22 protein-coding genes are annotated in these 23,342 nt (G+C 29.3%); 6 read left to right on the forward strand and 16 right to left on the reverse strand.

Going from position 1 to position 23,342, the window contains the following annotated elements; genetic code table 11:
- Nucleotides 1-15 precede the first annotated feature (15 nt).
- From eutA to KGF46_RS12830, 7 genes are all read right to left on the reverse strand, one after another.
- Complete coding sequence (gene eutA / locus KGF46_RS12800; RefSeq protein WP_227839199.1) at nucleotides 16-1,449, reverse strand: ethanolamine ammonia-lyase reactivating factor EutA; 1,434 nt, start codon at nucleotides 1,447-1,449, stop codon at nucleotides 16-18.
- Nucleotides 1,450-1,511: 62 nt separating this feature from the next.
- Nucleotides 1,512-1,964, reverse strand: coding sequence for a EutP/PduV family microcompartment system protein (locus tag KGF46_RS12805; RefSeq protein WP_227828730.1), 453 nt, complete (start codon nucleotides 1,962-1,964; stop codon nucleotides 1,512-1,514).
- 1 nt (nucleotide 1,965) lies between these two features.
- Nucleotides 1,966-2,316: an ethanolamine utilization microcompartment protein EutS gene (gene eutS, locus KGF46_RS12810; RefSeq protein WP_227828731.1), complete on the reverse strand. Its 351-nt coding sequence runs from the start codon at nucleotides 2,314-2,316 to the stop codon at nucleotides 1,966-1,968.
- Between the two features lie 27 nt (nucleotides 2,317-2,343).
- Nucleotides 2,344-3,474, reverse strand: a complete 1,131-nt coding sequence (locus tag KGF46_RS12815) for a 1-propanol dehydrogenase PduQ (protein ID WP_227828732.1) — start codon at nucleotides 3,472-3,474, stop codon at nucleotides 2,344-2,346.
- Nucleotides 3,475-3,632: 158 nt separating this feature from the next.
- Entirely contained in the window at nucleotides 3,633-4,592 is a 960-nt protein-coding gene (speB, locus tag KGF46_RS12820) for an agmatinase (RefSeq protein WP_227828733.1), read from the reverse strand.
- A 52-nt stretch (nucleotides 4,593-4,644) separates the two neighbouring features.
- Nucleotides 4,645-5,853 (reverse strand): ethanolamine utilization protein EutH, encoded by a 1,209-nt coding sequence (locus KGF46_RS12825; protein ID WP_227839197.1) that lies wholly within the window; start codon nucleotides 5,851-5,853, stop codon nucleotides 4,645-4,647.
- 85 nt (nucleotides 5,854-5,938) lie between these two features.
- On the reverse strand, nucleotides 5,939-6,949 hold the full coding sequence (locus KGF46_RS12830) for a choline/ethanolamine kinase family protein (protein WP_227828735.1): 1,011 nt from the start codon (nucleotides 6,947-6,949) through the stop codon (nucleotides 5,939-5,941).
- 432 nt (nucleotides 6,950-7,381) lie between these two features.
- Between KGF46_RS12830 and KGF46_RS12835 the strand changes: the two genes are divergently transcribed.
- Entirely contained in the window at nucleotides 7,382-7,705 is a 324-nt protein-coding gene (locus KGF46_RS12835) for a hypothetical protein (RefSeq protein ID WP_227828736.1), read from the forward strand.
- A gap of 109 nt (nucleotides 7,706-7,814) precedes the next feature.
- Here the strand turns inward: KGF46_RS12835 and KGF46_RS12840 are convergent, their stop codons facing one another.
- From KGF46_RS12840 to KGF46_RS12875, 8 genes are all read right to left on the reverse strand, one after another.
- Nucleotides 7,815-8,120, reverse strand: coding sequence for a hypothetical protein (locus KGF46_RS12840; RefSeq protein WP_227828737.1), 306 nt, complete (start codon nucleotides 8,118-8,120; stop codon nucleotides 7,815-7,817).
- A gap of 310 nt (nucleotides 8,121-8,430) precedes the next feature.
- Nucleotides 8,431-9,513, reverse strand: coding sequence for an Rpn family recombination-promoting nuclease/putative transposase (locus KGF46_RS12845; protein ID WP_227862016.1), 1,083 nt, complete (start codon nucleotides 9,511-9,513; stop codon nucleotides 8,431-8,433).
- Between the two features lie 352 nt (nucleotides 9,514-9,865).
- Nucleotides 9,866-10,471 carry a hypothetical protein gene (locus tag KGF46_RS12850; RefSeq protein ID WP_227828739.1) on the reverse strand — a complete coding sequence of 202 codons (606 nt, stop codon included), beginning with the start codon at nucleotides 10,469-10,471 and terminating at the stop codon, nucleotides 9,866-9,868.
- Nucleotides 10,472-10,959: 488 nt separating this feature from the next.
- Entirely contained in the window at nucleotides 10,960-11,568 is a 609-nt protein-coding gene (locus KGF46_RS12855) for a class I SAM-dependent methyltransferase (protein WP_227862017.1), read from the reverse strand.
- A 449-nt stretch (nucleotides 11,569-12,017) separates the two neighbouring features.
- Nucleotides 12,018-12,800, reverse strand: a complete 783-nt coding sequence (locus KGF46_RS12860) for a helix-turn-helix domain-containing protein (RefSeq protein ID WP_227862018.1) — start codon at nucleotides 12,798-12,800, stop codon at nucleotides 12,018-12,020.
- Nucleotides 12,801-13,047: 247 nt separating this feature from the next.
- On the reverse strand, nucleotides 13,048-13,503 hold the full coding sequence (locus tag KGF46_RS12865) for a GNAT family N-acetyltransferase (protein WP_227839190.1): 456 nt from the start codon (nucleotides 13,501-13,503) through the stop codon (nucleotides 13,048-13,050).
- A gap of 202 nt (nucleotides 13,504-13,705) precedes the next feature.
- Nucleotides 13,706-14,596 (reverse strand): SPL family radical SAM protein, encoded by an 891-nt coding sequence (locus KGF46_RS12870; protein ID WP_227828743.1) that lies wholly within the window; start codon nucleotides 14,594-14,596, stop codon nucleotides 13,706-13,708.
- A 2-nt stretch (nucleotides 14,597-14,598) separates the two neighbouring features.
- On the reverse strand, nucleotides 14,599-15,135 hold the full coding sequence (locus tag KGF46_RS12875; RefSeq protein ID WP_227828744.1) for a PadR family transcriptional regulator: 537 nt from the start codon (nucleotides 15,133-15,135) through the stop codon (nucleotides 14,599-14,601).
- Between the two features lie 124 nt (nucleotides 15,136-15,259).
- On the opposite strand from KGF46_RS12875, the gene KGF46_RS12880 reads away from it, so the two are divergent.
- Complete coding sequence (locus KGF46_RS12880; protein WP_227862019.1) at nucleotides 15,260-16,630, forward strand: MATE family efflux transporter; 1,371 nt, start codon at nucleotides 15,260-15,262, stop codon at nucleotides 16,628-16,630.
- 525 nt (nucleotides 16,631-17,155) lie between these two features.
- Here KGF46_RS12880 and KGF46_RS12885 read toward each other — a convergent pair.
- Nucleotides 17,156-17,857: a hypothetical protein gene (locus KGF46_RS12885; RefSeq protein WP_227862020.1), complete on the reverse strand. Its 702-nt coding sequence runs from the start codon at nucleotides 17,855-17,857 to the stop codon at nucleotides 17,156-17,158.
- 300 nt (nucleotides 17,858-18,157) lie between these two features.
- On the opposite strand from KGF46_RS12885, the gene KGF46_RS12890 reads away from it, so the two are divergent.
- The 4 genes from KGF46_RS12890 (at nucleotide 18,158) to KGF46_RS12905 (ending at nucleotide 23,317) form a co-directional block, all read left to right on the forward strand.
- Nucleotides 18,158-18,835: a Crp/Fnr family transcriptional regulator gene (locus KGF46_RS12890; protein WP_227862021.1), complete on the forward strand. Its 678-nt coding sequence runs from the start codon at nucleotides 18,158-18,160 to the stop codon at nucleotides 18,833-18,835.
- An 895-nt stretch (nucleotides 18,836-19,730) separates the two neighbouring features.
- Nucleotides 19,731-21,143: a DASS family sodium-coupled anion symporter gene (locus KGF46_RS12895; RefSeq protein ID WP_227862022.1), complete on the forward strand. Its 1,413-nt coding sequence runs from the start codon at nucleotides 19,731-19,733 to the stop codon at nucleotides 21,141-21,143.
- 36 nt (nucleotides 21,144-21,179) lie between these two features.
- Nucleotides 21,180-22,319: an amidohydrolase family protein gene (locus KGF46_RS12900; protein ID WP_227839185.1), complete on the forward strand. Its 1,140-nt coding sequence runs from the start codon at nucleotides 21,180-21,182 to the stop codon at nucleotides 22,317-22,319.
- A gap of 14 nt (nucleotides 22,320-22,333) precedes the next feature.
- A complete protein-coding gene (locus KGF46_RS12905) occupies nucleotides 22,334-23,317 on the forward strand; it encodes a hydroxyacid dehydrogenase (RefSeq protein WP_227828750.1) in 984 nt (327 codons plus the stop codon).
- Nucleotides 23,318-23,342: the final 25 nt, after the last annotated feature.

A 23,342-nucleotide genomic window follows, 5' to 3' on the forward strand; every position in this document is an offset into this window, starting at 1 on the left:
TCCTTACCCCCTTTTTTAATTAAAAACTAATGTCTTTATTACTACAGGTAACACTTTACCTTCAGCTATTGGCTTTCCAATATCTATGTAGTCTCCATTTTCAACCTTAATACTATCTATACAAATAATATCTTTTTTGTAATCTAAAACTGCACAAATAGATTGTCCTAGTACTTTTGCCATGTCATTTTCTATAATTACTACAAATGGCAAGTCATTTTCTATAATTTCTTTCATACCACTTACTAATCCACGTGCATACTCTTGTATTTCTAAAAAGCTTGGATTCTTGCTTCCTTCTATAGCTATAACAATTTTTTGTAAGTCATTTTCTAACTTAAACCAATTTAACTTATTTTTTATACTTTCACTTAATGCCTTTTCATCGCTAGTTTCTTCTTCTCTTGATAGTTTTAAAACAGGTAGATTTTTAAGTGGAAAATCCTCACTTGTATAAGTTATAGTACTTCCACTTACTTCAGTCGTATGAGAACCAGCACCTACTACTGTAGCTCTAATAGTCTCTAATGGAGTTATTACATTTATTTTTTTTAGTTCCTCACAATTTTTTATTGCTTGCCCTAATAAAATACCTAAGTCTCCATATTTAAAATATTCATCTATGTTTTTATCATAGTAGATGTAATCAGCGACCCCACCAGAAAAAGATATGTTCTCTATCTTTTCACTTAAATTTATAGATTTATTGGTTACTATAAACTCAAATAGACTTGTTTTCTTTTTTATTCCTATACTTTGTAGTATTAAATCAACCATTATATCTATTATTGGCTTTGTGTTTTCTATAGTTGCTATAGTTCCTATTTGAAGACCTAAATTATAATCTTTTATGATTTTTTCTATCTTAGGTGATATATAAGTTATTTTTTTGCTATGCTTGTCTATTTTTATAAGTCTCCCACCTATATCTAGACAACCAGTATCTAAGACTTCACCTCTTTTAAATAAAGCTAAATTACTAGTTCCGCCACCTATATCTAGATTTACAACACTAGTTGAATGATTTTTAGAATAAATATGAGCCCCTGCTCCTTTACCAGATATGATACTTTCTAAATCTGGTCCTGCTGTTGCCACCACAAAGTCTCCTGCAAATCCACTTAAATTATGAAGTACATAATTTGCATTTTCTTTTCTAGCTGTTTCACCAGTTATAATAACTGCACCTGTATGTATGTCTTCTTTAGATATATTTGCTTTTTTATATTCACTATCAACTATGTTTTTTATTTCATTTCCATTTATCTCATTGTTGGAGATAAGAGGTGTAAAGTATATTTCACTTTTATATACAATTTCTTTGTCTATTATACTTATCCTAGGTACTGAAAAACTAGATGCAGTGTTTTCAACTATCAATTTAGAAAATATTAGTTGAGTAGTACTTGTCCCAATATCTATCCCAACACTTAATAACTCTTCTCTCATTTTCTCACCTCATAATTTAAAAGCATTTCTTAAACAAAGAAGTTAGATTGTTCTATAGACTATCAATATTTTTCTTCCAATGACCTTATCTCATTTAAATATTCAAATAACTCATCTATACCTACATCATCTATTGTGTCTACTTTAAATATTTTATTGACTCCTGCTAAAGTTAATCTTTCTATTCCTAAATCTATTTGATTTTTATCTAATTTATTTATCTTAGTCATAATGCCTATAGTTTCTTTACAAAATATACTTGCAAAGCCTGGTGCCATATAATTTTCTTCTTGAGTTGCATCATAAACTATAGCCACTACTTTAGCATCTACAGCTGTAGTTATTAAAGCGTTATACAATGCTCTATTTTCCATATATTCACCTGGGGTATCTATTGCATTTTTATAAATTTCTATTGACTGTGTTTTCTTATATCGAATCTCTAGTTCATCTAGTTTTTGGCAAAGAGTAGTCTTTCCACTACTTGTTTTTCCCATAAAAATTATATTTTTCATTTTATGTCCTCGTTATCTTAGTTGATGAAAAATTCAACATCTCACCTAACACTTCTAATACTTCATTTAATGCAGATTCTACAGAACTTACATCTCCAGATATTACTAAAGACCCACTAAATCTATCTATAAATCCAAGCGATATATCTGATGATTTTGTTGCCACATCTGCTGCTATTATTGAAGCTTCACTCGGCGTTATTGTAAGAATACCGATTGCATCTTTTCTATCTAGTATTAATCCTAACTTTTTGTATATATCCTCATTTGGATTAGCTATTATATGAGCAAGTGTTACTTGCTTTCCTGGAACATATTCTTGTATAATTCTTTGTTTAGTTTCTTCGCTCAATTTTGCCCCCTAATTTTTATTACATTTTTACTTGATTTTATTTAGTATTTCTATTATGTCTTCTTCTATGGGAACTTTAGGATTTGCATTAGTGCATCCATCTTGAATAGCCAAAACTGCTATTTCACTCTGTAAATTACTTAATTCTTCCAAACTTACATTGCATTCTCTCAATTTAATTGGCATGTTTAATTCTTTTTGTAGCTTTTTTATTTCATTAACTAAACTCTTCACACCACTTCTTGTATTTGAAGTACTAAGACCTATTAACTTTGATATTTGTGCATATTTTTTTGCTGATAATGAGTAGTCTGTATTCGAATATCCTGTGATATTAGCATTGTATTCTATTACATGTGGCAATAATATTGCATTTGCTCTTCCATGTGGTATATGAAATTTTCCACCTAGAACATGCGCTATGGAGTGATTTATTCCTAATGATGCTTGATTAAATGCCATTCCTGCTAGACAAGATGCATTATGCATTTTTTCTCTAGCCTCTAAATCATTTCCATCCTTATATGCTTTCAATAAATATTCAAATACTAGTTTTATTGCCTTTTCAGCAAGTGCATCAGAAAAATCATTAGCATTTACTGATACATATGCTTCTAATGCATGTGTCAAAACATCCATTCCAGTATCTGCTGTTATAAAATCTGGTACTGTTTTAACCAACTCTGGGTCTAGTATCGCTATATCTGGAATTAATTCATCTGACACTAGAGGATACTTTGCACCTTTTTGCTTATCTGTTATTACAGAAAATGATGTTACTTCTGAGCCAGTTCCACTTGTTGTTGGTATAGCAATAAATTCGATTTCATTAGTTCTTAAAATTTGCTTTGAAAAGTCCTTTATAGCTTTAGCTGCATCTATTGCAGAACCTCCACCTAAAGCTATTACTGTATCTGGCTTTATATTTTTTAATACTTCGATGCCTTGTACTACTGTATCTATAGGTGGGTCTGGTACTATATCACTAAATACTTCATATGTACTGTGTTTTAAATTCACCAAGATTTTATCTATAGTTTTTGATTTAACCATAAAAGGGTCTGTTATAACCAATACTTTTTTACCTTTTATCTCTTGTAAGTATTCTAAAGAACCTACTCCAAATTTTACTTTGGTTTTTATTTCAAAATTATTCAATCTAATCTCCTCTTTTATAAAAACTTATTTAAAATTAAACAATTGTTAAGCAAAAGCCCCACAGAACAACCTATGGAGCTTTTATTAAGCTTTCAATATTTCGTTATGACATTATTTTAGTAAATATTGGATTTTAGTAAAGTCAAGAATCTTGTATATTAATACTTTATGTTATGCTTTTTCTTATAAGCTATATGAGATATAAATTCATACATTATACCCGCAGCTGTAAGTGAAGTAACATTTCCAGCATCATATTGTGGCGCAACTTCAACAAGGTCATAGCCTACTATATTTAAATCCTTTAATCCTCTTATTATTTCTAATGTTTGGGCAGATGAGAATCCACCTATAACAGGAGTTCCTGTCCCTGGTGCATATGCTGGGTCAACAAAATCTATATCAAATGTAAGGAATGCTTTTGAATCACCAACACGTTGTTTAATTCTTTCTATTATTTCTTCTGTAGTCATCTTATGACATTCAACAGCTTTTAAAACTTCATATCCTAAATCAGTTGAATGGTACTTATCTTCTTCACCATAATAACCTTCTCTTATTCCAACTTGAATTGATTTAGATGTATCAACAAGGTTTTCTTTAGCAGCATGGTAGAAAGGTGTTCCATGACTATAAGGCTTTCCAAAATATTCTGCTATTGTGTCATAATGAGAGTCAAAGTGTATTAAAGCAACTGGTCCATGAACCTTATGACAAGCTCTTAATTCTGGTAATGTTACACTATGGTCTCCTCCCATAGCTATTGGAATTACACCATTTTCAAAGATAGGTAACATACCCTCTGTAATTACATCAAATGTATCTTCTACATATCCTGGCACAGAGCCTAAATCACCATAGTCTACCCCAGAACAATAGTCAAATATACCAACATCAAGAACTGGATTATATGGTTTACAACCTAGAACTGACATTTCTCTTATTGATGATGGACCAAATCTAGCACCAACTCTAAATGTAGCACATGAATCAAATGGTATACCAAGAACAGCAAAATCTACATCGTCTGTTGTAACTACATTTTGTAATCTCATGAATGTTTTAATTCCTGCAAATCTAGGTGATTTTAAAGAATTTATTGTTTTATATTTAATCATAACTACTCTCCCCAATTTTTATTATTTTTGTTATTTTTTTATCAAATTTATTTTAAGCTTCAGATACACCATCTTCTTTTTCCATCTTAAGAACGTATGGAACTGCAATTAATTTTGCAAATATTATACCTATTATTCCACCTACGATTTGACCAACAAGTATTGCAATAACCAAGTTTGGTTGAAAATTGACATTGAAAGCTATAAAATCTCCTAAAGAATATCCTGCACAAACTAAAAATGACATAGATATTACTTTACTTGTCGGTTTCATATCTTTAACTAGTCCAAAAATTGCGATACCATTTGCCATACATGCAACTAATCCAGCACTACCTGCGCTATCTAGTCCAGCTATTGAACCAAGTTTTTCCAGTGGCTTTTTAAAATACTTACGTATAAGGTAAACCATTGGAAATGCTCCACAAAGCATCATTGCAATACTCCCTAGAAGCTCAATAGACCTAAACATTTCTTTCTCATCTGCAAACATTGGGTCAAATCCCCAACTCCCAAATACTTTAGTGAAAATACCTGTATAGTGTTCAACAATAGATGATACTACGACTATTATTAATATGCTTGTAAGACCTTTTCCAAAATACATGAATCCTTTTATCATTCCATTAGGGAACAACTTTAACCCTAATGCAAGCAACACACACACCACAACAATAGGAATTAGATTTTGGAAAATCATTAGCATACTTAAATTTAATGTATAGTTAGAACTTCCTACTGTAGAAAGTGTCGTACGTATCGTAGGATTTGTAAGTAATGCAACCATATATGACGTGAATACTCCAAAAGGTACTGATAAAAATCCAGACATAGCTCCTAAAGCTAAGTACTTGTAATCTTTTTTATCTAAAATTGAAAGTCCTATTGGAATATTAAATGCCACTGTAGATGCACACATAAATCCAACTGCTAATACTATCACTAATATTTCACTCGTTTTCCCAATCTCTATAGCTAAAGCATATGAACCGCAATCTGGTGGCATAATCATAGCTGCTGCTACCACTGGGTCTGCGCCAAACATACTAAACAACTTCCCAAATATTTTCTCTACCCCGACTTTTAGATACGGAACAGATACCATAAGACCTACTATTGGTATAAACATCGTTGCCATAGTATGTAAGCCTTCATCAAAAGATTTAGCTAGCTCTGATTCTTCTTTGAAAATCTTTGCTAATCCTCCAGCTACACAACAAGCCATGATGATATACAGTACTGAGTCTCCTAATAATTCCATACAGTATACCCCCTATGTACTAAAAACATTAATCAGCTCTTTATTACTTAATTTTTATTATATTTCTTATGCTAATAAATACTTCTTATGCTAGTGTCTCTACAGATTCTGTAAAGTTAGGGTCATTTATTATATCTAAGTAATGGTCAAAGTTTTCATCCTTCATAAATTCTATACAATCAGCTGCACGAGTTCTTCCATATTCCCAATAGAAGTCATGGTCTTTACCATATGTTATTTGAACTAATGACCATAAAGACCAATGTGCATTAACTAAAAACTTACTTGTAAGTAATCTTGCTCTTTGTTCTTCTGTTGGTTCTCCACCAAAGTATGTTCTTACATAAAGCTCTTCTTTATCTTTTGGAAGAGGATTTTCTACGCACACACATGCCATATCGTAAAATCTATCATTTGTTCCACCGTATTCCCAGTCTATTACACGCATAACTTTTCCATCATACATAAAGTTTTCTGCTAGTGTATCATTGTGACAAGGAACTAATTTTTGTGGGTTATTTTGATAAGCAATTTCTATTATATCTACTTTTTCTGTTATACTATCCCATCCATCATATCTCTTATCAAATCCATTTTCTTTAAGTATTTGTAAGTACTCTTTCATCTTAGCTATTGGATTAAATACACTTTTAAACTCCATTCCACTATCGTGGTATTTTCTCATAATTTCTGCTGATTTCATAACTACATCTGAATTATTTATAAAATCCTCTGCATGCATTGTATCTGATTTTATAAATTCACAAAGTTGTGAACCTGTTTTTGGGTCATAGTAATATATTTCTGGAGCTATTCCAAGACATGACATTAAAGAAGCATTGTGCTTTTCTGCTGGACGATTTATATATCCTGCTGTCCCTACTCCTGCCACACGCATTGCTATTTGAGTGCCATCTTCAATCTCAAGCTTAAAGTTTTTATTTGTAAGCCCGCCTGGCATTATTTCTATTTTGCTAAGTTCTTGGCTAAATGCTGTTTTTGTTAAATTAATTAACCTAAGGAAATCTTGAATTTCATACGGTTGTATTACCTCTCCAAATACTGACATATTTTCTCTTATACTTTCATTTTTCATAATAATTTCTCCTTTGTATGATTTGTTTTTGATTAAAACTTTTTCTATTAAAAACCATTTCCCTTTGATTAGAATTCTATATCTTTGTGCAACACAAAGGTCAACACTATTTTTGTTTAATTTTTTGTTATAATGAATTTTTTTATATATTCTTTGGGTTTTATCTCTATTTGTGCAAATAAAAAAGGGGTTATCTCAAAATGGATTTTGAAAGTTTTGTAAAAAATAATGATTTTGGAATTAGAATAGCAGAAGGTCTATGAGCATCTAAATAAATAAAAGAAAATTCAAAATCTAAAATAAGAAAAGATATTGTAAAATATATTATATAATTTCGAATTTTCACATAAATAAATAGAATATAGAATAATGTAATATATTTATGTCATATTCCTTATGATAAAATTGAACTATGTTAAGGGGGAATTTAATATGCCATTTACTGAAATATGTGTTTATCAAGTCAAGCCACAAAAGGTGGACGAGTTTGAAACGCTTATGCTTGAAGTTAAGAGTTTTTTAGAAAAGCAAGAGGGGTTACTTTTACTTCGATTTACCAAAAGAGAGTATCACATAGACTTAGAACAAATTAAAGAGGGGCTTCCTCCTCCCAAACTTACTCGCATTGTAAAAAGCGTTAAGTATATGCTTTATTGGGAGTTTGACACGAAAGAAAATTATGGAATTGCACAAAAAAACCTTTATGATAGTTATTGGAAATCTATCGAAAAGTGCTTAATAGTGCCACATGACTAAAAAAAGAAACCACATTCTGTTTTGTATAGAATATAGTTTCTTGAATTTTAAATAATTAAAAGCAATCTTTTATTTTTTGAATTTTCTAATTTTATAGTAGACAACTTTATTAATTAACTCTTAAATTTTTATCTTCTCTACAAAACTTTTTTCTTATTAAGAAATATGCAGAGATTACAACAAGTTCTATCGCTAAAAATATACCATAAGTAGCTATAGAATCTATACTGTCTATACCATTTCTAAAGAAAATTAATGCTACTCCTGCTACTATAATTCCTATAGCATTTTTACCTATAGCATTCTGACCAAAACCATAAAAAGAAGGGAAATTTCCTTTTATCTCAACAACTGTCAAAATCAATCCAATTACTATAAATAATGCTCCTACAACTTCCATAATCATACTAGCCATTTTACACCCTCCTCATTAGAGAATTAACCACTACTATAAAAATATCTTGCTTTTATAATTACATTATATATTCAATTGAACATTTTTGGAAGCATTATTCAAAAATAATTTTTCATTCTATTTAAATTTATTTTTCATATTAAAATCATCCCAATTTTTATATAAATATTAATCTAACCTTTATAGTTTTATATATTAGAAGGCTTGTAAATAAATTTATTTTATAAAAATCTATTCACAACCTTTTATATACATTTATATATTATATATAAAGAAAATAACAGCTAAATAACCAATATTTTTTTAATTATTAATTTTGATTATAAATTTCTTCAATCTCATTCTTACTCAAATCAACTAGTTCATAAATTTCCTTTAGACTATGTCCCTTGTCTTTCAACCTTATGATAAATTTACGATTTATTTGTAAAGTTGTTTCATTTTTTCCTATTTCTATTCCCTCTCTTAAAACTTCTTCTCTAAAACTTCTACTTCTATCCATAATGTAAGCACCTCTTTTCAGATTTAATAAATATTCTTCATTACTACCTAATTCCTTTAACCTATCTAATGCCTTTTTAACAATAGTATCATTCTTAGCTATAACCCTGACATCCAAGTTAGAAGGATTATTGATAAGTTTTCCCCATAATATAATTCTATCTACTATGTTATCATGTCTATTAATCTTAGGAAGCTCTACAAAATACAGCACTGTTTTCTTTGAATAAATCTCTGGATGACCATCCATAGTTAATCTCATACAATTTACATAATCATCTATTTGCCTATATTTTACATGATTTAGTATATGTATTCCAATAGTTTTTCCAATATCTTTATATTTCTTGCCTTCTTCTAATTTCTTTCCATGTACAAGATTTAAGTAATACTCAGCTCTTTCTCCATAGTCATCTTCAAGGGCTCTTTGCATTTCAATATTTATATGATTCTTTTCTTCATCCTCGGCTAAAATGTCTAATCTAGGTCTTTTCTCGCCAATATAATTAATAGTTGGGTCAGTTTCAACTCTGATTATCTTCTTGATTTGTGTAAATGGCTTAATGTTTTTATTGGCATTTGAAGCATATTTTATAATATCATTTATGAAATTTGATAGTAAATCATAGTCATTATGTAAGGTAAATAGTGATTTAAATACTTCATCATATTCAGGTTTAGCATAACCATCTTCTGTTATAACTTGACCAATATTTTCATCTGTTAATATTTCTTTTGGAATTAGATTTCTAAGTTTGTCTAGCTCCTCATTAGAAAAAATATCTTTTTTTAATATATCATTTATTTTACTTGTCCATTCTCTATCTTTTTCTTCAACTATGGTTCTTCTATACTCTTTTGCAGTTTTTCCAATTTCTAAGCCATATTTCATCCCAACACCACTTTCTTTTATTATATCAATTATTTATTGATTAATCTTGCTTTTTACATCCTTACCTCCTATTTTTTGTATTATTTACAAATGTAATTTAAGGTTTTATTGGTTAAAATTAGCTTTATTTTCTCTTATATTTATTATTGTCCAAACTTGTATTTTTTAAAATAAAATAGAGCATGTTATCCATGATTTTTAAGAATCACAAATAAGACACTCTATCAGTAACATTTTATATTAGAGCTTATTTATAATATATTACAATAAGATTATTCCTACTAAAAATCTTATTACTCACGATTGATTATTAGATATATTATATAAATATTTAAAGCTAATACGATTGATATTATTCTTTATTATACAATGTGCAACCCGTTTTCTTATTAAAAAGCTGAGCCCATTCTTCTGTACAGTAAAAAACAATACACTCCTGATAACCATCTCCCATGAAAAATAACTGTTTGATATTTTTTTCTTTTTCAAAAACTTCATTCATAAAATATAGCATTTTTTCATTAAACCAGTCATAATTAACTTCTACTTCACACATATACGGATTACTATTGTAGTAAAAACTTATTGTCTGCATGCCAGTTCCTTGATTGAAATCTACTTGGCTTGTGTCTTCTACAATTTGTGTGATTTCAAATTCATTGTTATTAATAGATAAAATTCCTTGCAAAAATATGGTATACATATCATGTCCTTCTACATCAAAACTGTATACTTGAGAAGATTTAGGTATCCATATCCCAGTATTGTAATCGTAAGAACCCCTGCCAAGAATGGTTAAAAGCATGGCTGTTTTATTCATTGAATCTAATACCTCTGATGGCATGATGTTCCAAGTATCTTCAAGATGTTTAATTGCTTCATCTGTAATGCCATGAATACCCAATTCTTTAAGAGTATTAGCTACTTCCTGAAAAGTCATTTGGTTAGAATCTACCATAATATTTTCCTCCTTAGATAAGCTACTATTACCTTTTTAGTTATTATTTCAATCACTTAGCCAATAAAAAATATCGTGCATAATGTAATTATAATTTTATTTTCTATCAAATCTGATTGGTTTGCAAGCTAATAGTATCAAATCAAATTGGACAAAACAACTTTGTTATTTCTTTGAAGCAGATTTTTAAATATCTGAATAAAGTCAAGAAAATACTATCTTCACAGTTTTCCCTGTAATAAAATCTAGTTTTGTATCTATATACGTCCCTTTGTGAATGAATTTCATTCAATAGATAATTTAAAAAAATACTTGAGATTTAAAGAAGTTTTGAGTTAAAAATTTACAACAGGATAGAGTATTATATGTAATATTTTTTATGTTTATATTTCGCTTTCTCTTTATGTTTTTAGTTTTATTTTTTTGCTTTGTATTTTTATCTTTTTCTGCCTTTTTCTTTATTTTTATTTGTCTTTTTATATTAGTTTCTATTTTTTAACAGTTACAATATATGAAGTATGATTCACTTTCTTCCATGTAATATTTCTAAAATCTACAGATAACAATTTACATATTTCTTTTTCTGAGTACATTTTTACATCTCCATCTTTGCTGTACTTTATGAAAACATTCATTATATGTCTAAATAAAAATGGTTGCCAACAGTCACAAATTATCAGGGTTCCTTTTGACTTTAATACCCTACAAACCTCTGACAATACCTTATCGGGTTTAGGATAATGATGAAAAGAATCATTACAATATACAACATCAAAAAATTCATTTTCAAATGGCAAATACTCTGAATCTCCTAAAACTAAGGTAGCATTCTCTTTTAATTTATTTTTTGCTATATCTAACATATTCTCAGAAATATCAATTCCATAAGCCTTTTTCCTACAATCTTCATTTAAAATAGCTTGTAATACTGCTCCTGTTCCACACCCTAAATCTAAAATAGTATCATATGAAATATCTGAAAGTGTTTTAAGTAAGACTGGATAAAGCTTTCTTGCATGTTGCCCCTTTATGTCTTGGTCATAGATATCCGCTTGATTATTAAATGTTTTTCTTGATTTTTCTTTTATATCTGTCATATCTAAACTCCTCCTTTCTTATATTGTTCACAGTATATCACAGGTAGTTCTTTATGTCAATGAATGATATTCATTCACTTTAAATATTTAATATAACTATATTAAGTTCTCTATAGTTATATTAATATTCAATTTATACTATGTGTATTATGATTAAGTTATATTATGCGTATTATGATTAAGTTATATTATGCGTATTACGTTTAAGTTCCATTATTCATATTATTCTTAAGTTATGCTATATATATTATATTTATTTAGTCAATTTGACCTTTTTATATTTTTTCTCTCTTCTAACTTTTATAAAACAATCATAAAATAAAGTATCATAATAATTACTCATACTTATCACGCATTTTTCTGTTTTATCTGTGACCTTTTATCTTGTCTCTGTAAATTTCACAATTAATATTTTGCCCTAACTAGTTCCTACCTTTAAAAATTTATTTTTAGAACCTATCAATTTTATTCTTTAATTTTCTCTTTACTTTAAAGATAAATCGGTCACAGTACTGTTCGTTTTTTACCAACAGCTCATATGCATCCATAATCCCAATAGATTGTACGAAACCAAAAATACCAACTGCCAATCCCAAAAATACAAGTGAATGATATTCTGTCCATTCAATGTACCCTCTAGCTGTTACCGCAATAATAAGAATACCAACTACAAACAAAAATGTACTTGGAATAGCAACTAACTTGTATTTTTTCTTGATTGAAATATATTCCTTTGATAATTCTTTCAAAAACTCATAATCAAATAACAATGGCTCTTTTCTCAAGATTTTATAATCTTCTTGTTCTGTAAACATCCCAAGTATAACAACACCAATACCTAAAACAACACACACTGCTATTCCTAAAATACGCCAACTTGTATGAGTTGGAAGCATTACATAAGGAATACCTGCTAATGCCCAAAACAAAAAACATAAACCCAAATATTTACATTCTCTTTTCTCATTGATAAGATAACCTCTTGCCACTTCCTTGCTTACATAATATCCCTTTTCATTTGTTCCTTTTATTGATTTCTCATCTTTTAATAAAAAATCAATTGATACTTCAAAGATATTAGATAGTAGTAAAAGTTTTTCTGTTTCAGGAAATCCTTGATTGTTTTCCCACTTACTAACCGCCTGTCTTGTTGTTCCGATTTGTTCTGCAATTGCTTCCTGTGATAGCCCTTTTTCTTTTCTCAACTTAAATAATTTTTCACCAAAATTCATATATTATTACCTCCTGTGATTTGATATCCAAATATTATCAAACTATTATGTTAAATTCTATATTTTAAGAAATGCACATTGTCAACTTCAAGTTGCACTCATGTAATTTGTTGCTAAAACATGATTTTATAATAATTTTTGCTTCTCTTTTTGTATTATAGCATCAATGGAAATCTAAATCCTTTCCTTTCTATTTTGGAAGTAATATTTATCAAAATATGATTTTATTAAGTGTACAAACATTTGATTAACAATAGGCTTTTGATTTATGTTCTAAATACAGCATATCCACACATTGAGATTCCCCTTCAAAAATTGGCTCTGGATAATTATCTATAAAAAAGTTTTTAACCTTATGTGAATAAACAAATCCAAATTTCTCATAAAACGGGATTCCACTTTCAGCTGTACCCACAATCATTGATGGATACTTTTCACTATAAACATCTAAAATATGATTTATCACCTTTGATGCGTAGCCCCTATTTTGAAAATGTTCATATGTAGCAATATTTTTTAATTCACATGTTTCTTTAGAAATTTCATTTACAACTGCTATACAAGTGAGTTCATCATTATCATACAAAGCATACATAGTGCCTTCATCAAGATACTTATCAATCATTACCTCATATGGGTCAGCCAACAACAAAAGGTCAATATGACCTTTTTTATTTTTATCTATAGTTTTTATTTCTATCATATATATCTCCTCTTTTCAGCATATATTTCTTTTATGTTTTTGATAAACATAACTAAATGATAATACAATTAGAACACTGAATGATTATTACTATCTAGTTTTACTATCTGGTTTTATTGTATTTAATCCTTTTTAGTTTTTAATACTAAATTGATAATAGAATACATTTTTAGAAGAATCAAGAGTAATTACAACTTATAGGTTAAAAAAACTTTAATTGTGTATATGTATCTGATTTCTTATAGGCTTCTATAATGTCTTTCATCTCTGTCAAAATACCATAACGACCACATTCTTTTTTTAGTACTTGTTCACATCTCTTTCCATTCAAGCTAGGACATACATAATTTAGTCCATATGTCTTTTGATACTGAAATACTAGTTTTTGCGATATATTCTTTAAATGCTTATAAAAAAACTCTCTTTGACCATTACGCATTGTCATTCCATACATACAATAGATAAACTTTGCATTAGCCTTATGTGCTTTTTCAACAATTGCTCTTATCTCATTCTCATTGTCAGTCAAAAATGGTATCAAAGGTGTCAATAATATCCCACAAAATATTCCAGCATCATTAAGCTGTTTTACTGCTTCAAATCGTTCAGAACTTAGACTCACATTAGGTTCTATTTTCTTTGCTAATTCGTCATTTGCAGTGGTTATAGTCACTTTGACAATGGCAGAATTATTTCTTGTTATTTCTTTCAAAATTAGTATATCTCTAACTACCAAACTACTTTTTGTATCAATAGATACTCCAAAATGATTTTCTGAAATTAAATTCAATGCTTGTTGAGTAATGCAAAGGTCTTTTTCAAAAGGATTGTATGTATCAGACATGGCTCCAATACCGACAACTCCTTTTTTTCGCTTTGAATGTAACTCCTTTTTTAGAGTTTCTATCACATTTTCCTTATATCTCACTTGGTCAAAATTTTCTATGTTGTATACTGTGCTACGACTGTCACAATAAATACAACCATGAGGACAACCACGGTAGAGATTCATATTATAATCAATCCCAAACCATCTTGAGTTGTCAAATTTAACTTTCTGTAAAATTTGTTTTGCTGGTATACTTTTAATCATTATTAACCTCTTTTACTATCAGCATCTATAATATTCTTTAAGGAATTCACCCATGTTTCTAACGTTTGAGTTAAGACCAATTGCTGGTCTAGAATAGCCTTCCCTGTTTCTGGTACATTCGATTTTGTATTTATATTTTCCTCAATATACGACTTTAATACTTGTATGTTTTCTTCAATACTACTCAAGCACAGTTTTTGCTTTTCTGGTGTAAGACTGTATAAATTTACTATTACAGCATTGAAATCCAGAAAAATATTTACTGGCTTTGAAGCTGTATCAAACATTAAATCTAAAAAATGCTTTTCACCTAATTCTGTTAAAGAGTAAATTGCCTTTTCTGGCATTCTCCCCTCTCTTACAACTGTACTTTGAATATAACCTTTTTCTTCTAACTGAATTACCTTCTTATAAATTGATGGTGTACTGATTTTAACCCAACGTGATATATTTCTATATTCCACCACTTTCTGTATATCATAAGCACTCTGAGGCTGTTGCTTTACTATGCCAAGTACAATTAAATCTATTGTTGCCATAAAAATTCTCCTCTCGTTTTCTCTCTATTGACAAATACTATAAATTATAGTAGCATTTTCTGTATTACTATAAATTATAGTATTATATTTTAGAGCTAATGTCAATAGAAAGGGAGTGTTTAGCATGAAAGAAAGCAACAAAAAAATTGAATTATTAGGGTCTGCCCCAATACCGAAAGCATTGTTATCTATGGGATTACCTACTATGATAGGTATGATGATAACTGCATTGTACAATTTAGTAGATGCATACTTTGTGGGTGGTCTTGGAACAAGTCAAATGGGTGCTATATCTGTTGCATTTCCACTAGGTCAAATTATTGTGGGATTAGGATTATTGTTTGGAAATGGAGCCGCTTCCTATATTGCCAGACTTTTAGGACATGGAGATAAGGAAAAAGCAGGTAAAGTGGCTAGTACAGCCATTTACAGTAGTATAATAGTAGGTATATTATTTATTATTGTCATTATGATTCTTCTTAACCCCGTTTTAAAATTATTAGGAGCTACAAAAAGTATCATGCCTTATGCAATGTCTTATGCTAGTATCTATGTCATGTCATCTATTTTTAATGTATTTAATGTCATTATGACTAATATTGTCACAAGTGAAGGAGCAGCTAAAACAACTATGTGCGCTATGTTATTAGGTGCATTACTTAATATAGTTTTAGACCCGATATTCATTTATACTTTGGGAATGGGTGTAAAGGGTGCAGCTCTTGCAACTGCTCTTTCTCAGATGATTTCAACACTTGTCTATATAGGGTACATTTTTAGTAAGAAAAGCATGTTTAGTTTTAGAATTAAAGAATGTTGCTTTTCAAGTGAAATCATGTCAGAAATATTAAAGATTGGTGTTCCTACTTTAATATTTCAGTTATTGACTAGTCTCGCTATTACATTAACTAATATGGAAGCTACAAAATATGGTGATTCTGTGATAGCTGGAATGGGTGCAGTAACACGAATAATGTCTTTGGGTAGTCTTATCGTATTTGGTTTTATAAAAGGATTCCAACCAATTGCTGGTTATAATTTTGGTTCAAAGAATTATGATAGATTACATAAAGCAATAAAAACATCTATAGAATGGACCACTCTATTTTGTGTAGTGCTTGGTCTTGTAATGGTGCTTTTTCCAACAGCTATAATTTCACAATTTACAAGTGGTGATGCGTTATTGATTGAAAATGGTAGTAAGGCTCTTAGGGCAAATGGATTTTCATTTATGTTGTTTGGTTTTTATACAGTGTATTCTACATTATTCCTTGCACTAGGAAAAGCAAAGGAAGGTGGATTATTGGGTATGTGTAGACAGGGGATATGTTTTATTCCTATAATTTTAATTATTCCTATATTTTGGGGATTAAATGGTATTTTATATGCACAACCAATAGCTGATTTTATGGCTGCAATAATCGCAGGTTTTATGGCGATAAAACTACATAAAGAGCTTCATATTTTAAAAATAAACTCTATCTCTTCTAAATAAATATAATTTAAGATATATCTAGTTATACAAATTATTATTATTAAGTATATGTTCTAGTTACACAAATCTATTATTATTAAAGATATGTTCTAGTTACACAAATCTATTATTATTATTAAAGATATGCTATTGTTATATAAATCTATTATTATTAAAGATATGTTCTAGTTATACAAACCTATTATTATTAAAGATATGTTCTAGTTACACAAATCTATTATTATTAAAGATATGCTCTTGTTAAAAACCTATTATTATACATGAGTTACATGAGCCTGCTACCATAAGATATATTCCATTTACATCCATGAGAGGTGTTTTTGTTTGTTGAAACAAAAAAATCCGCTATTTAGGATTTAGTCTAAAACATCAGATTTTATATGATAAATGGCATATTTAATTGTAGATTGTCACTCAGTAGAGCACCTATCAACTTTTATAGTCAACTATAGTCAACAGGTGCTCTTGTATAAGCTATCCAGAATTTACTCAGTTGTGTTGTTTAAGTTCGTTATAAGGGTATAATCATAATCTTTGTTGTAAAGTCTTTAATTCATCAAGACGCTTATTCCCTTCAGGATATGTTTTTTCAATCGAATTTATAAGCCAATCCATGCTTTCTTTTGATAACAAATGTGCAGTAGTTTCAAAATCAATGTTGTTTTTTTCTCTATGATAATCAGATTCAAGATATGCCGGATTAGCAATAATAAATAGGATCACTTCTGGTGCTAAGAATGGTATATTATTATGATATAGTATTGCTTTATCAAGCTCTCTAAGTATGTTTTTTTCACCATTACAAATAAATTTTTCATCTTTTCTTGTATTAAAGATAATATCAATAAAATCAAAGTTTTTTTGTTCTTTGTCTAAAATTTCAAAATTAAATATATTCTCTTCAGAAGGTTTTGGCTCAATTTTGAAAAATGAACATTTGGGTTTTATCGCCCATATATATAAACAATTTAGCGCATTTTTATCACTTGAATCAGTAATTTTCCTTAAAGAATTTTCCGAATGCAGATGCTCATAGACATCCCATCCTTTGCTTAAAATATAGTCAATTATGGCTTTTCTATCTTCATCAAATAGAGTTATATCAACATCTGAATGATTGCGTTTCTTTATATTTGTAAATAATTCGAGTGCATAACCACCACAGAAAGCATAAGTCAAATTGCAATCCTTTATAAAATCATAACATTCCGTTATAAGTCGTTCCATAATTTCAACCTCCCAGTATATAAAATTCTTGGTATTTTACTATTTCTTTTACTTCAAGATTATTAAAATAATCTTTCTGCTATTCATTATTTTATCATATTCTTGCTGAAGGTGATTAACTTACCTATTTATATTGCTTAATCTACTTGCTAACAGCTAATAATATATATTAACATATCTTTTTTACATAAATCATACTATTAATATACAGTTATACAATCCTTTTTCTCAAACTACTTGTTATTTTATCTATTCACTTGTATTATGGGATTATAATTATTTTAGGAAAGGAGATATCCTATGATTTTACAAAACGATATTGATATACTTACACAAAGTTTATCTTTTTGGGATAAACTCACTGATTCACAAAAAAGTTTATTAATCTCTTCAGCCAATATATCCCACTTTGAAAAAGGAAACTCAATTCATAGTGGTGATAGTGATTGTGTTGGTGTTTTGATTATAAAGTCTGGAACAATACGCACATACATACTTTCAGATGAAGGGCGTGAGGTAACACTTTTCCGTCTTGATAGTGGTGATGTATGTATATTATCAGCATCATGTATTCTAAATACAATAACTTTTGATGTCTATGTAGATGCTGAGACAGATTGTGACATTATACAAATTAGTTCTTCTGTTTTCTCAAAATTATCTACAGAAAATATTCATGCAGAATTGTTCTCGTATAAACTAGCCACTGAACGTTTTTCTGATGTTATGTGGGCAATGCAACAAATCCTTTTTATGAGTTTTGATAAGCGTTTGGCATCTTTTTTAGTTGATGAAATAACTAAGAACAATAATAGTACTGTAAATATGACTCATGAACAAATTGCTAAGTATATGGGAAGTGCGAGAGAAGTTGTGTCGAGAATGTTGAAATATTTTGCTAGTGAAGGTCTTGTATCTCTATCTCGTGGTGGTATAAAAGTGTTGGATAAAGATAGACTTCGTTCTTTAACATTATAAGGGGATGACTCAAAATAAAAATTTAAATCATCTCCCTTTTTATACAAAAAATTGAATATCATATATTATAGCTTAATATTTTATTAGATTCATTTTTTTATTTAAATACATCTAATCTTACTATCTTATGAAAAGACATTTAGATTATATTTAAATATCTATAAAAAACGATGCTTTACTTTCGTTTACAGTGTTTTAAAAACATTCATCTTATGATTAATCCTTATATAGTTTACTTGCGACTTTATCTGAAGCTTCTCTATCCATTTCATAAAAACATGAGAATATATGTTTATTCATAATACTATTGTTTAACATCCCTATCATTTAACACCTCTATCATTTAACACCTCTATCATTTAACATCTCTATTTCTGATTTATATGTATTTTAGAGTCACCTATAAATACACATCTTATCTCTATTTATATATTCCTAGAGATAATCAATAATATATTCCCCAAAATAATCAACAGACATTAAATTCATCAACAAACATTAAATTCATCATATATATGCAATTATCCATGTAACTAAATCTATGATAAATTTCTTATTTTAGTCAATAATCATAAGACATCATTCTGAATATTTAATTCAAGATATATTTTTCATTCTTGCATTAGCAATTCAAACATTGCATTTCAATATGAAACACTATATTTCAAATTAGAATATTATTTTTCTATTTGAAATGTAAAATAAAGAAATATAATATCACTTTATTAAATAACAACAAAATATTTTCATAAAATTGTATTAAAGTAATTTGATTAACAGTCAAATTACAATAAATAACATAAAAAAACAAATAAAATATTATTAATCTAAAAAGTTGGCATATTTCGTGCTTTTATAATTTAGTATAAATCTAAAATTAAATAAGGAGAAGAAAATGAATAAAAAACAGTTGATGAAATTCTTACTTGTTGCTGCTATACCGATAATTGTATGGAGCTTACCTACACCACAAGGATTAAAGAAAGAAACTTGGGATATCGTTGCTTTATATCTAGGTTTACTGGCAGGTCTTGTTATTAAACCATTTAAAGAGCCAATAATTACATTAATCATTGTAGGTGTAGCCCTTATGTTTATGGATGAGTCAATACTACTTCATGGATATTCGGATAAAATGACTTGGTTTTTAGTTGTTGTAACTATTGTCTGTACAGCATTTGTAAAGACAGGACTAGGAAAACGTATGGCATACAACCTTTTACTAAGAGCAGGAGATTCTACTCTAGGACTTGGATACTTAATGATGATAAGTGATTTAATACTTAGTCCTGCTACAGGGTCAAATGCCTCTAGAACAACTATTATATATCCTATATTTAGAAATATCGCAGAAGGTGCAGGTTCTAGGCCTGATGATGAGCCTAAAAAATTGGGTGCATATTTAACAGTATTAACATATGTAGTCTCTCAAGGTACAGCAGCATTATTTTTGACAGGTATGGCAACTAATGCGATAACAGTTTCTTTGGCAGCAAGTATGTTAGGTGTTAACTTAACTTGGGGAACTTGGTTTATGGCATCAGTTGTACCAGCAGGTTTATTCTTACTAGTAGCACCACTTATAGTCTATAAAATATATAAGCCAGGTTTAACTCACTTAACAGATATTAAGCCACAGATAAGAAAAGATTTAGATTCATTAGGTGCTATTACAAAACATGAAAAGATACTAGTTGTATTCTTTATTCTTGCAATTCTTGGATGGATGTTTGGTGAAAAAATACCTTTTGTAAACTTAAATATGCAAGTAGTAGGATTTGTGTTCTTAGCATTAGTTCTTATAGCAGGTATTTTAGATTGGGACGATGTTATTGGAGCTAAAGGAGCATGGAATGTATTTATATGGTATGGTGCCTTTTATGGTATTGCTGGTTCGTTAGCTGATGCAGGTTTTTACAATTGGCTGGCTGATAAATTAGGTACAGTACTTAATCTATCAGATGTAAATGGATTATTAGTTACAATAGTACTATTGTTAGTGAGTTTGGCAGTTAGATACTTCTTTGTATCAAATAGTGCATTTGTAGCATCTTTTTATCCTGTACTATTTGCAATAGTTTTATCTACTAAAGCAAATCCGATGGTAGTTACATTATTACTAGCATTCTTTGCAAGTTATGGAGCTTTATTGACTCATTATGGAAATGGAGCTGGTCTTATAGCCTTTGCATCAGGATATGTATCTCAAAAAGATTTCTGGAAAGTAGGTACTATCATGGTAATGGTTGCATTAGCAATATTCTTAGTAATAGGCTTACCTTACTGGAAAGTAATTGGATTATGGTAAGTACACATTAAATTTATATACTGGAGATGAATAATTATGCTAGATTTACTTATTGTAAATGGACATGTAGTAGACCCTAAAAATAATGTAAATGGGAATAAAACAATTGCTATATACAATGGAAAAATAACTGAATATAAACATGGCGATAATGCAAAACACACAATAGATGCAAGAGGTAAATTTGTTTTTCCAGGGTTGATTGATGCACATGCTCATATGTTTGCAGATGGAACTGAAATTGGTATATATCCAGATAGCACCTATCTTCCAACTGGTGTTACTAGTGCAATTGATTGTTCAGCAGGGGTAGCAAACTACCAACTCTTTAAGTCTTCAATTGTGGCTAGAAGTAAAGTAAATATAAAAAGTTTCTTGCAAGTTTGTTCAGCAGGATTAGTAACTACTAGCTATCATGAATGCATTGACCCAAGGTATTTTAATCATGAAAAAATAGAACGAATATACAATGAAAATAAAGACAATATATTAGGTCTAAAAATAAGATTAAGTGAAAATTTAGTAGAAGGTCTAGGAATAGAGCCATTAAAAGAAACTATTAAAATAGCTGAAAAAATAGGATGCCCTGTTGAGGTACATTGTACAAATTTACCAGTTCCTACAGAGGAAGTATTAAATATATTAAGACCAGGAGACATATTTGAACATGTATATCAAGGTGTTCAAAACACTATCCTCGACTCAAATGGCAATTTATATGAATGTGTAAAGAAAGCAAGAGAAAGAGGAATCATATTTGACACAGGAGAAGGTAGAAAACATGGTGATTTTGAAGTCATGCTAAAAGCAAAAGAACAAGGATTTATAGCTGATATTTGTAGTACAGATTTGGTGTTAGAAAGCATGTTTAGAAGACCTATATTCTCTCTACCAAATCTTATGTCTAGATACATGTGTATGGGAATAAGTCTATATGATGTTGTAAAAATGACAACACAAAATCCAGCTAAACTTATGAAAATGGAAAATCAAATAGGATGTTTATCAGAGGGTTCAAATGCAGATGTAGCAATATTTGACATTATGGATGTTAAACAAACTTATACAGATTGGAAAGGTAGTAAATTCGAGGCAGATAAATTATTAAAAACAGAAATGACAATTAAAAATGGATTTATAGTATATTGTGCCCCAGATTACATATATGAAAATTAATTAGGAGGAAAAAAATGGGTTGGAAAATATTATTACCACAAGAAATAATGCAAGAAGGAAGAGATTACTTAGAAAGTAGAGGACATGAACTAATAACTGGTTCAGGCATGGAGACTAAAGATATAATAAATGATATAAAAGGTATTGATGCAATTATAGTTAGGTTATCTAAAATAACGAGAGAGGTATTTGAAGCTGCTGATAACTTAAAAGTAATAGTACGTCATGGTGCAGGATTTGATACTGTAGATTTGGAGGCTGCAAAAGAATTTGGTGTTCAAGTATTGTATTGTCCAGTAGCAAATAGTACTTCTGTTGCAGAGGTAACACTAATGTATATGTTATATTGCTCTAGAAATTATACAAGAGTAAGAAAAAGTTTTATAGATGACTATTATAAAGCTAAATTAAGAACTCCTAAATGTGAGCTTGATGGAAAAACTGTAGGAATTATTGGATGTGGAAACATAGGTTCAAGAGTTGCTAAGATGTGTATGGATGGATTCAATATGAAAGTGGTTGCATATGACCCATATAAATCATCTAAAGACTTCCCACAAGGTGTAGAAGTAACTAGAGATATAAGCAAAATATATAAAGAAAGTGATTTTGTTTCTGTTCACTGTCCAACAACTTCTGTCACTAAACATTTTATAGGAAAAGAACAGTTTAGTATGATGAAGGAAACAGCATTTTTTATAAATGCAGCAAGAGGAAGTGTTGTAGATGAACAAGCTTTATATGAAGCATGTAGAGATAATATTATAGCAGGTGCTGGCTTGGATGTATTACAACAAGAACCAGTAGATTCTAAAAACCCTATATTATATTTAGATAATGTTGTGGTATCGCCTCATATAGGAGCAGCAACTAAAGAAGCTACTAATAGAGCCTCTTTACACTCTGCAATTGGAATTAATGAGGTGTTTGAAGGTAAAAATCCTACTTGGCCAGTAAAATCAATAGATTGGGACAATGCAACTATATACAATGATTAGTAAACAACAAACACTTATTAGGAGG

The sequence above is a fragment of the Clostridioides sp. ZZV14-6153 genome (genome assembly GCF_020657855.1).
Classification (GTDB): Bacteria; Bacillota; Clostridia; order Peptostreptococcales; family Peptostreptococcaceae; genus Clostridioides.

Bases quoted from the DNA above. Each gene is read 5' to 3' on its own strand.
- KGF46_RS12825 (WP_227839197.1), bottom strand. From the start codon at position 5,853: ATGGAATTATTAGGAGACTCAGTACTGTATATCATCATGGCTTGTTGT.
- KGF46_RS12805 (WP_227828730.1), bottom strand. From the start codon at position 1,964: ATGAAAAATATAATTTTTATGGGAAAAACAAGTAGTGGAAAGACTACT.
- KGF46_RS12835 (WP_227828736.1), top strand. From the start codon at position 7,382: ATGCCATTTACTGAAATATGTGTTTATCAAGTCAAGCCACAAAAGGTG.
- KGF46_RS12860 (WP_227862018.1), bottom strand. From the start codon at position 12,800: ATGAATTTTGGTGAAAAATTATTTAAGTTGAGAAAAGAAAAAGGGCTA.
- KGF46_RS12875 (WP_227828744.1), bottom strand. From the start codon at position 15,135: ATGGCAACAATAGATTTAATTGTACTTGGCATAGTAAAGCAACAGCCT.
- KGF46_RS12905 (WP_227828750.1), top strand. From the start codon at position 22,334: ATGGGTTGGAAAATATTATTACCACAAGAAATAATGCAAGAAGGAAGA.
- KGF46_RS12880 (WP_227862019.1), top strand. From the start codon at position 15,260: ATGAAAGAAAGCAACAAAAAAATTGAATTATTAGGGTCTGCCCCAATA.
- KGF46_RS12900 (WP_227839185.1), top strand. From the start codon at position 21,180: ATGCTAGATTTACTTATTGTAAATGGACATGTAGTAGACCCTAAAAAT.
- KGF46_RS12890 (WP_227862021.1), top strand. From the start codon at position 18,158: ATGATTTTACAAAACGATATTGATATACTTACACAAAGTTTATCTTTT.
- KGF46_RS12830 (WP_227828735.1), bottom strand. From the start codon at position 6,949: ATGAAAAATGAAAGTATAAGAGAAAATATGTCAGTATTTGGAGAGGTA.
- KGF46_RS12845 (WP_227862016.1), bottom strand. From the start codon at position 9,513: ATGAAATATGGCTTAGAAATTGGAAAAACTGCAAAAGAGTATAGAAGA.
- KGF46_RS12850 (WP_227828739.1), bottom strand. From the start codon at position 10,471: ATGGTAGATTCTAACCAAATGACTTTTCAGGAAGTAGCTAATACTCTT.
- KGF46_RS12840 (WP_227828737.1), bottom strand. From the start codon at position 8,120: ATGGCTAGTATGATTATGGAAGTTGTAGGAGCATTATTTATAGTAATT.
- KGF46_RS12865 (WP_227839190.1), bottom strand. From the start codon at position 13,503: ATGATAGAAATAAAAACTATAGATAAAAATAAAAAAGGTCATATTGAC.
- KGF46_RS12870 (WP_227828743.1), bottom strand. From the start codon at position 14,596: ATGATTAAAAGTATACCAGCAAAACAAATTTTACAGAAAGTTAAATTT.
- speB (WP_227828733.1), bottom strand. From the start codon at position 4,592: ATGATTAAATATAAAACAATAAATTCTTTAAAATCACCTAGATTTGCA.
- KGF46_RS12855 (WP_227862017.1), bottom strand. From the start codon at position 11,568: ATGACAGATATAAAAGAAAAATCAAGAAAAACATTTAATAATCAAGCG.
- eutA (WP_227839199.1), bottom strand. From the start codon at position 1,449: ATGAGAGAAGAGTTATTAAGTGTTGGGATAGATATTGGGACAAGTACT.
- KGF46_RS12885 (WP_227862020.1), bottom strand. From the start codon at position 17,857: ATGGAACGACTTATAACGGAATGTTATGATTTTATAAAGGATTGCAAT.
- KGF46_RS12895 (WP_227862022.1), top strand. From the start codon at position 19,731: ATGAATAAAAAACAGTTGATGAAATTCTTACTTGTTGCTGCTATACCG.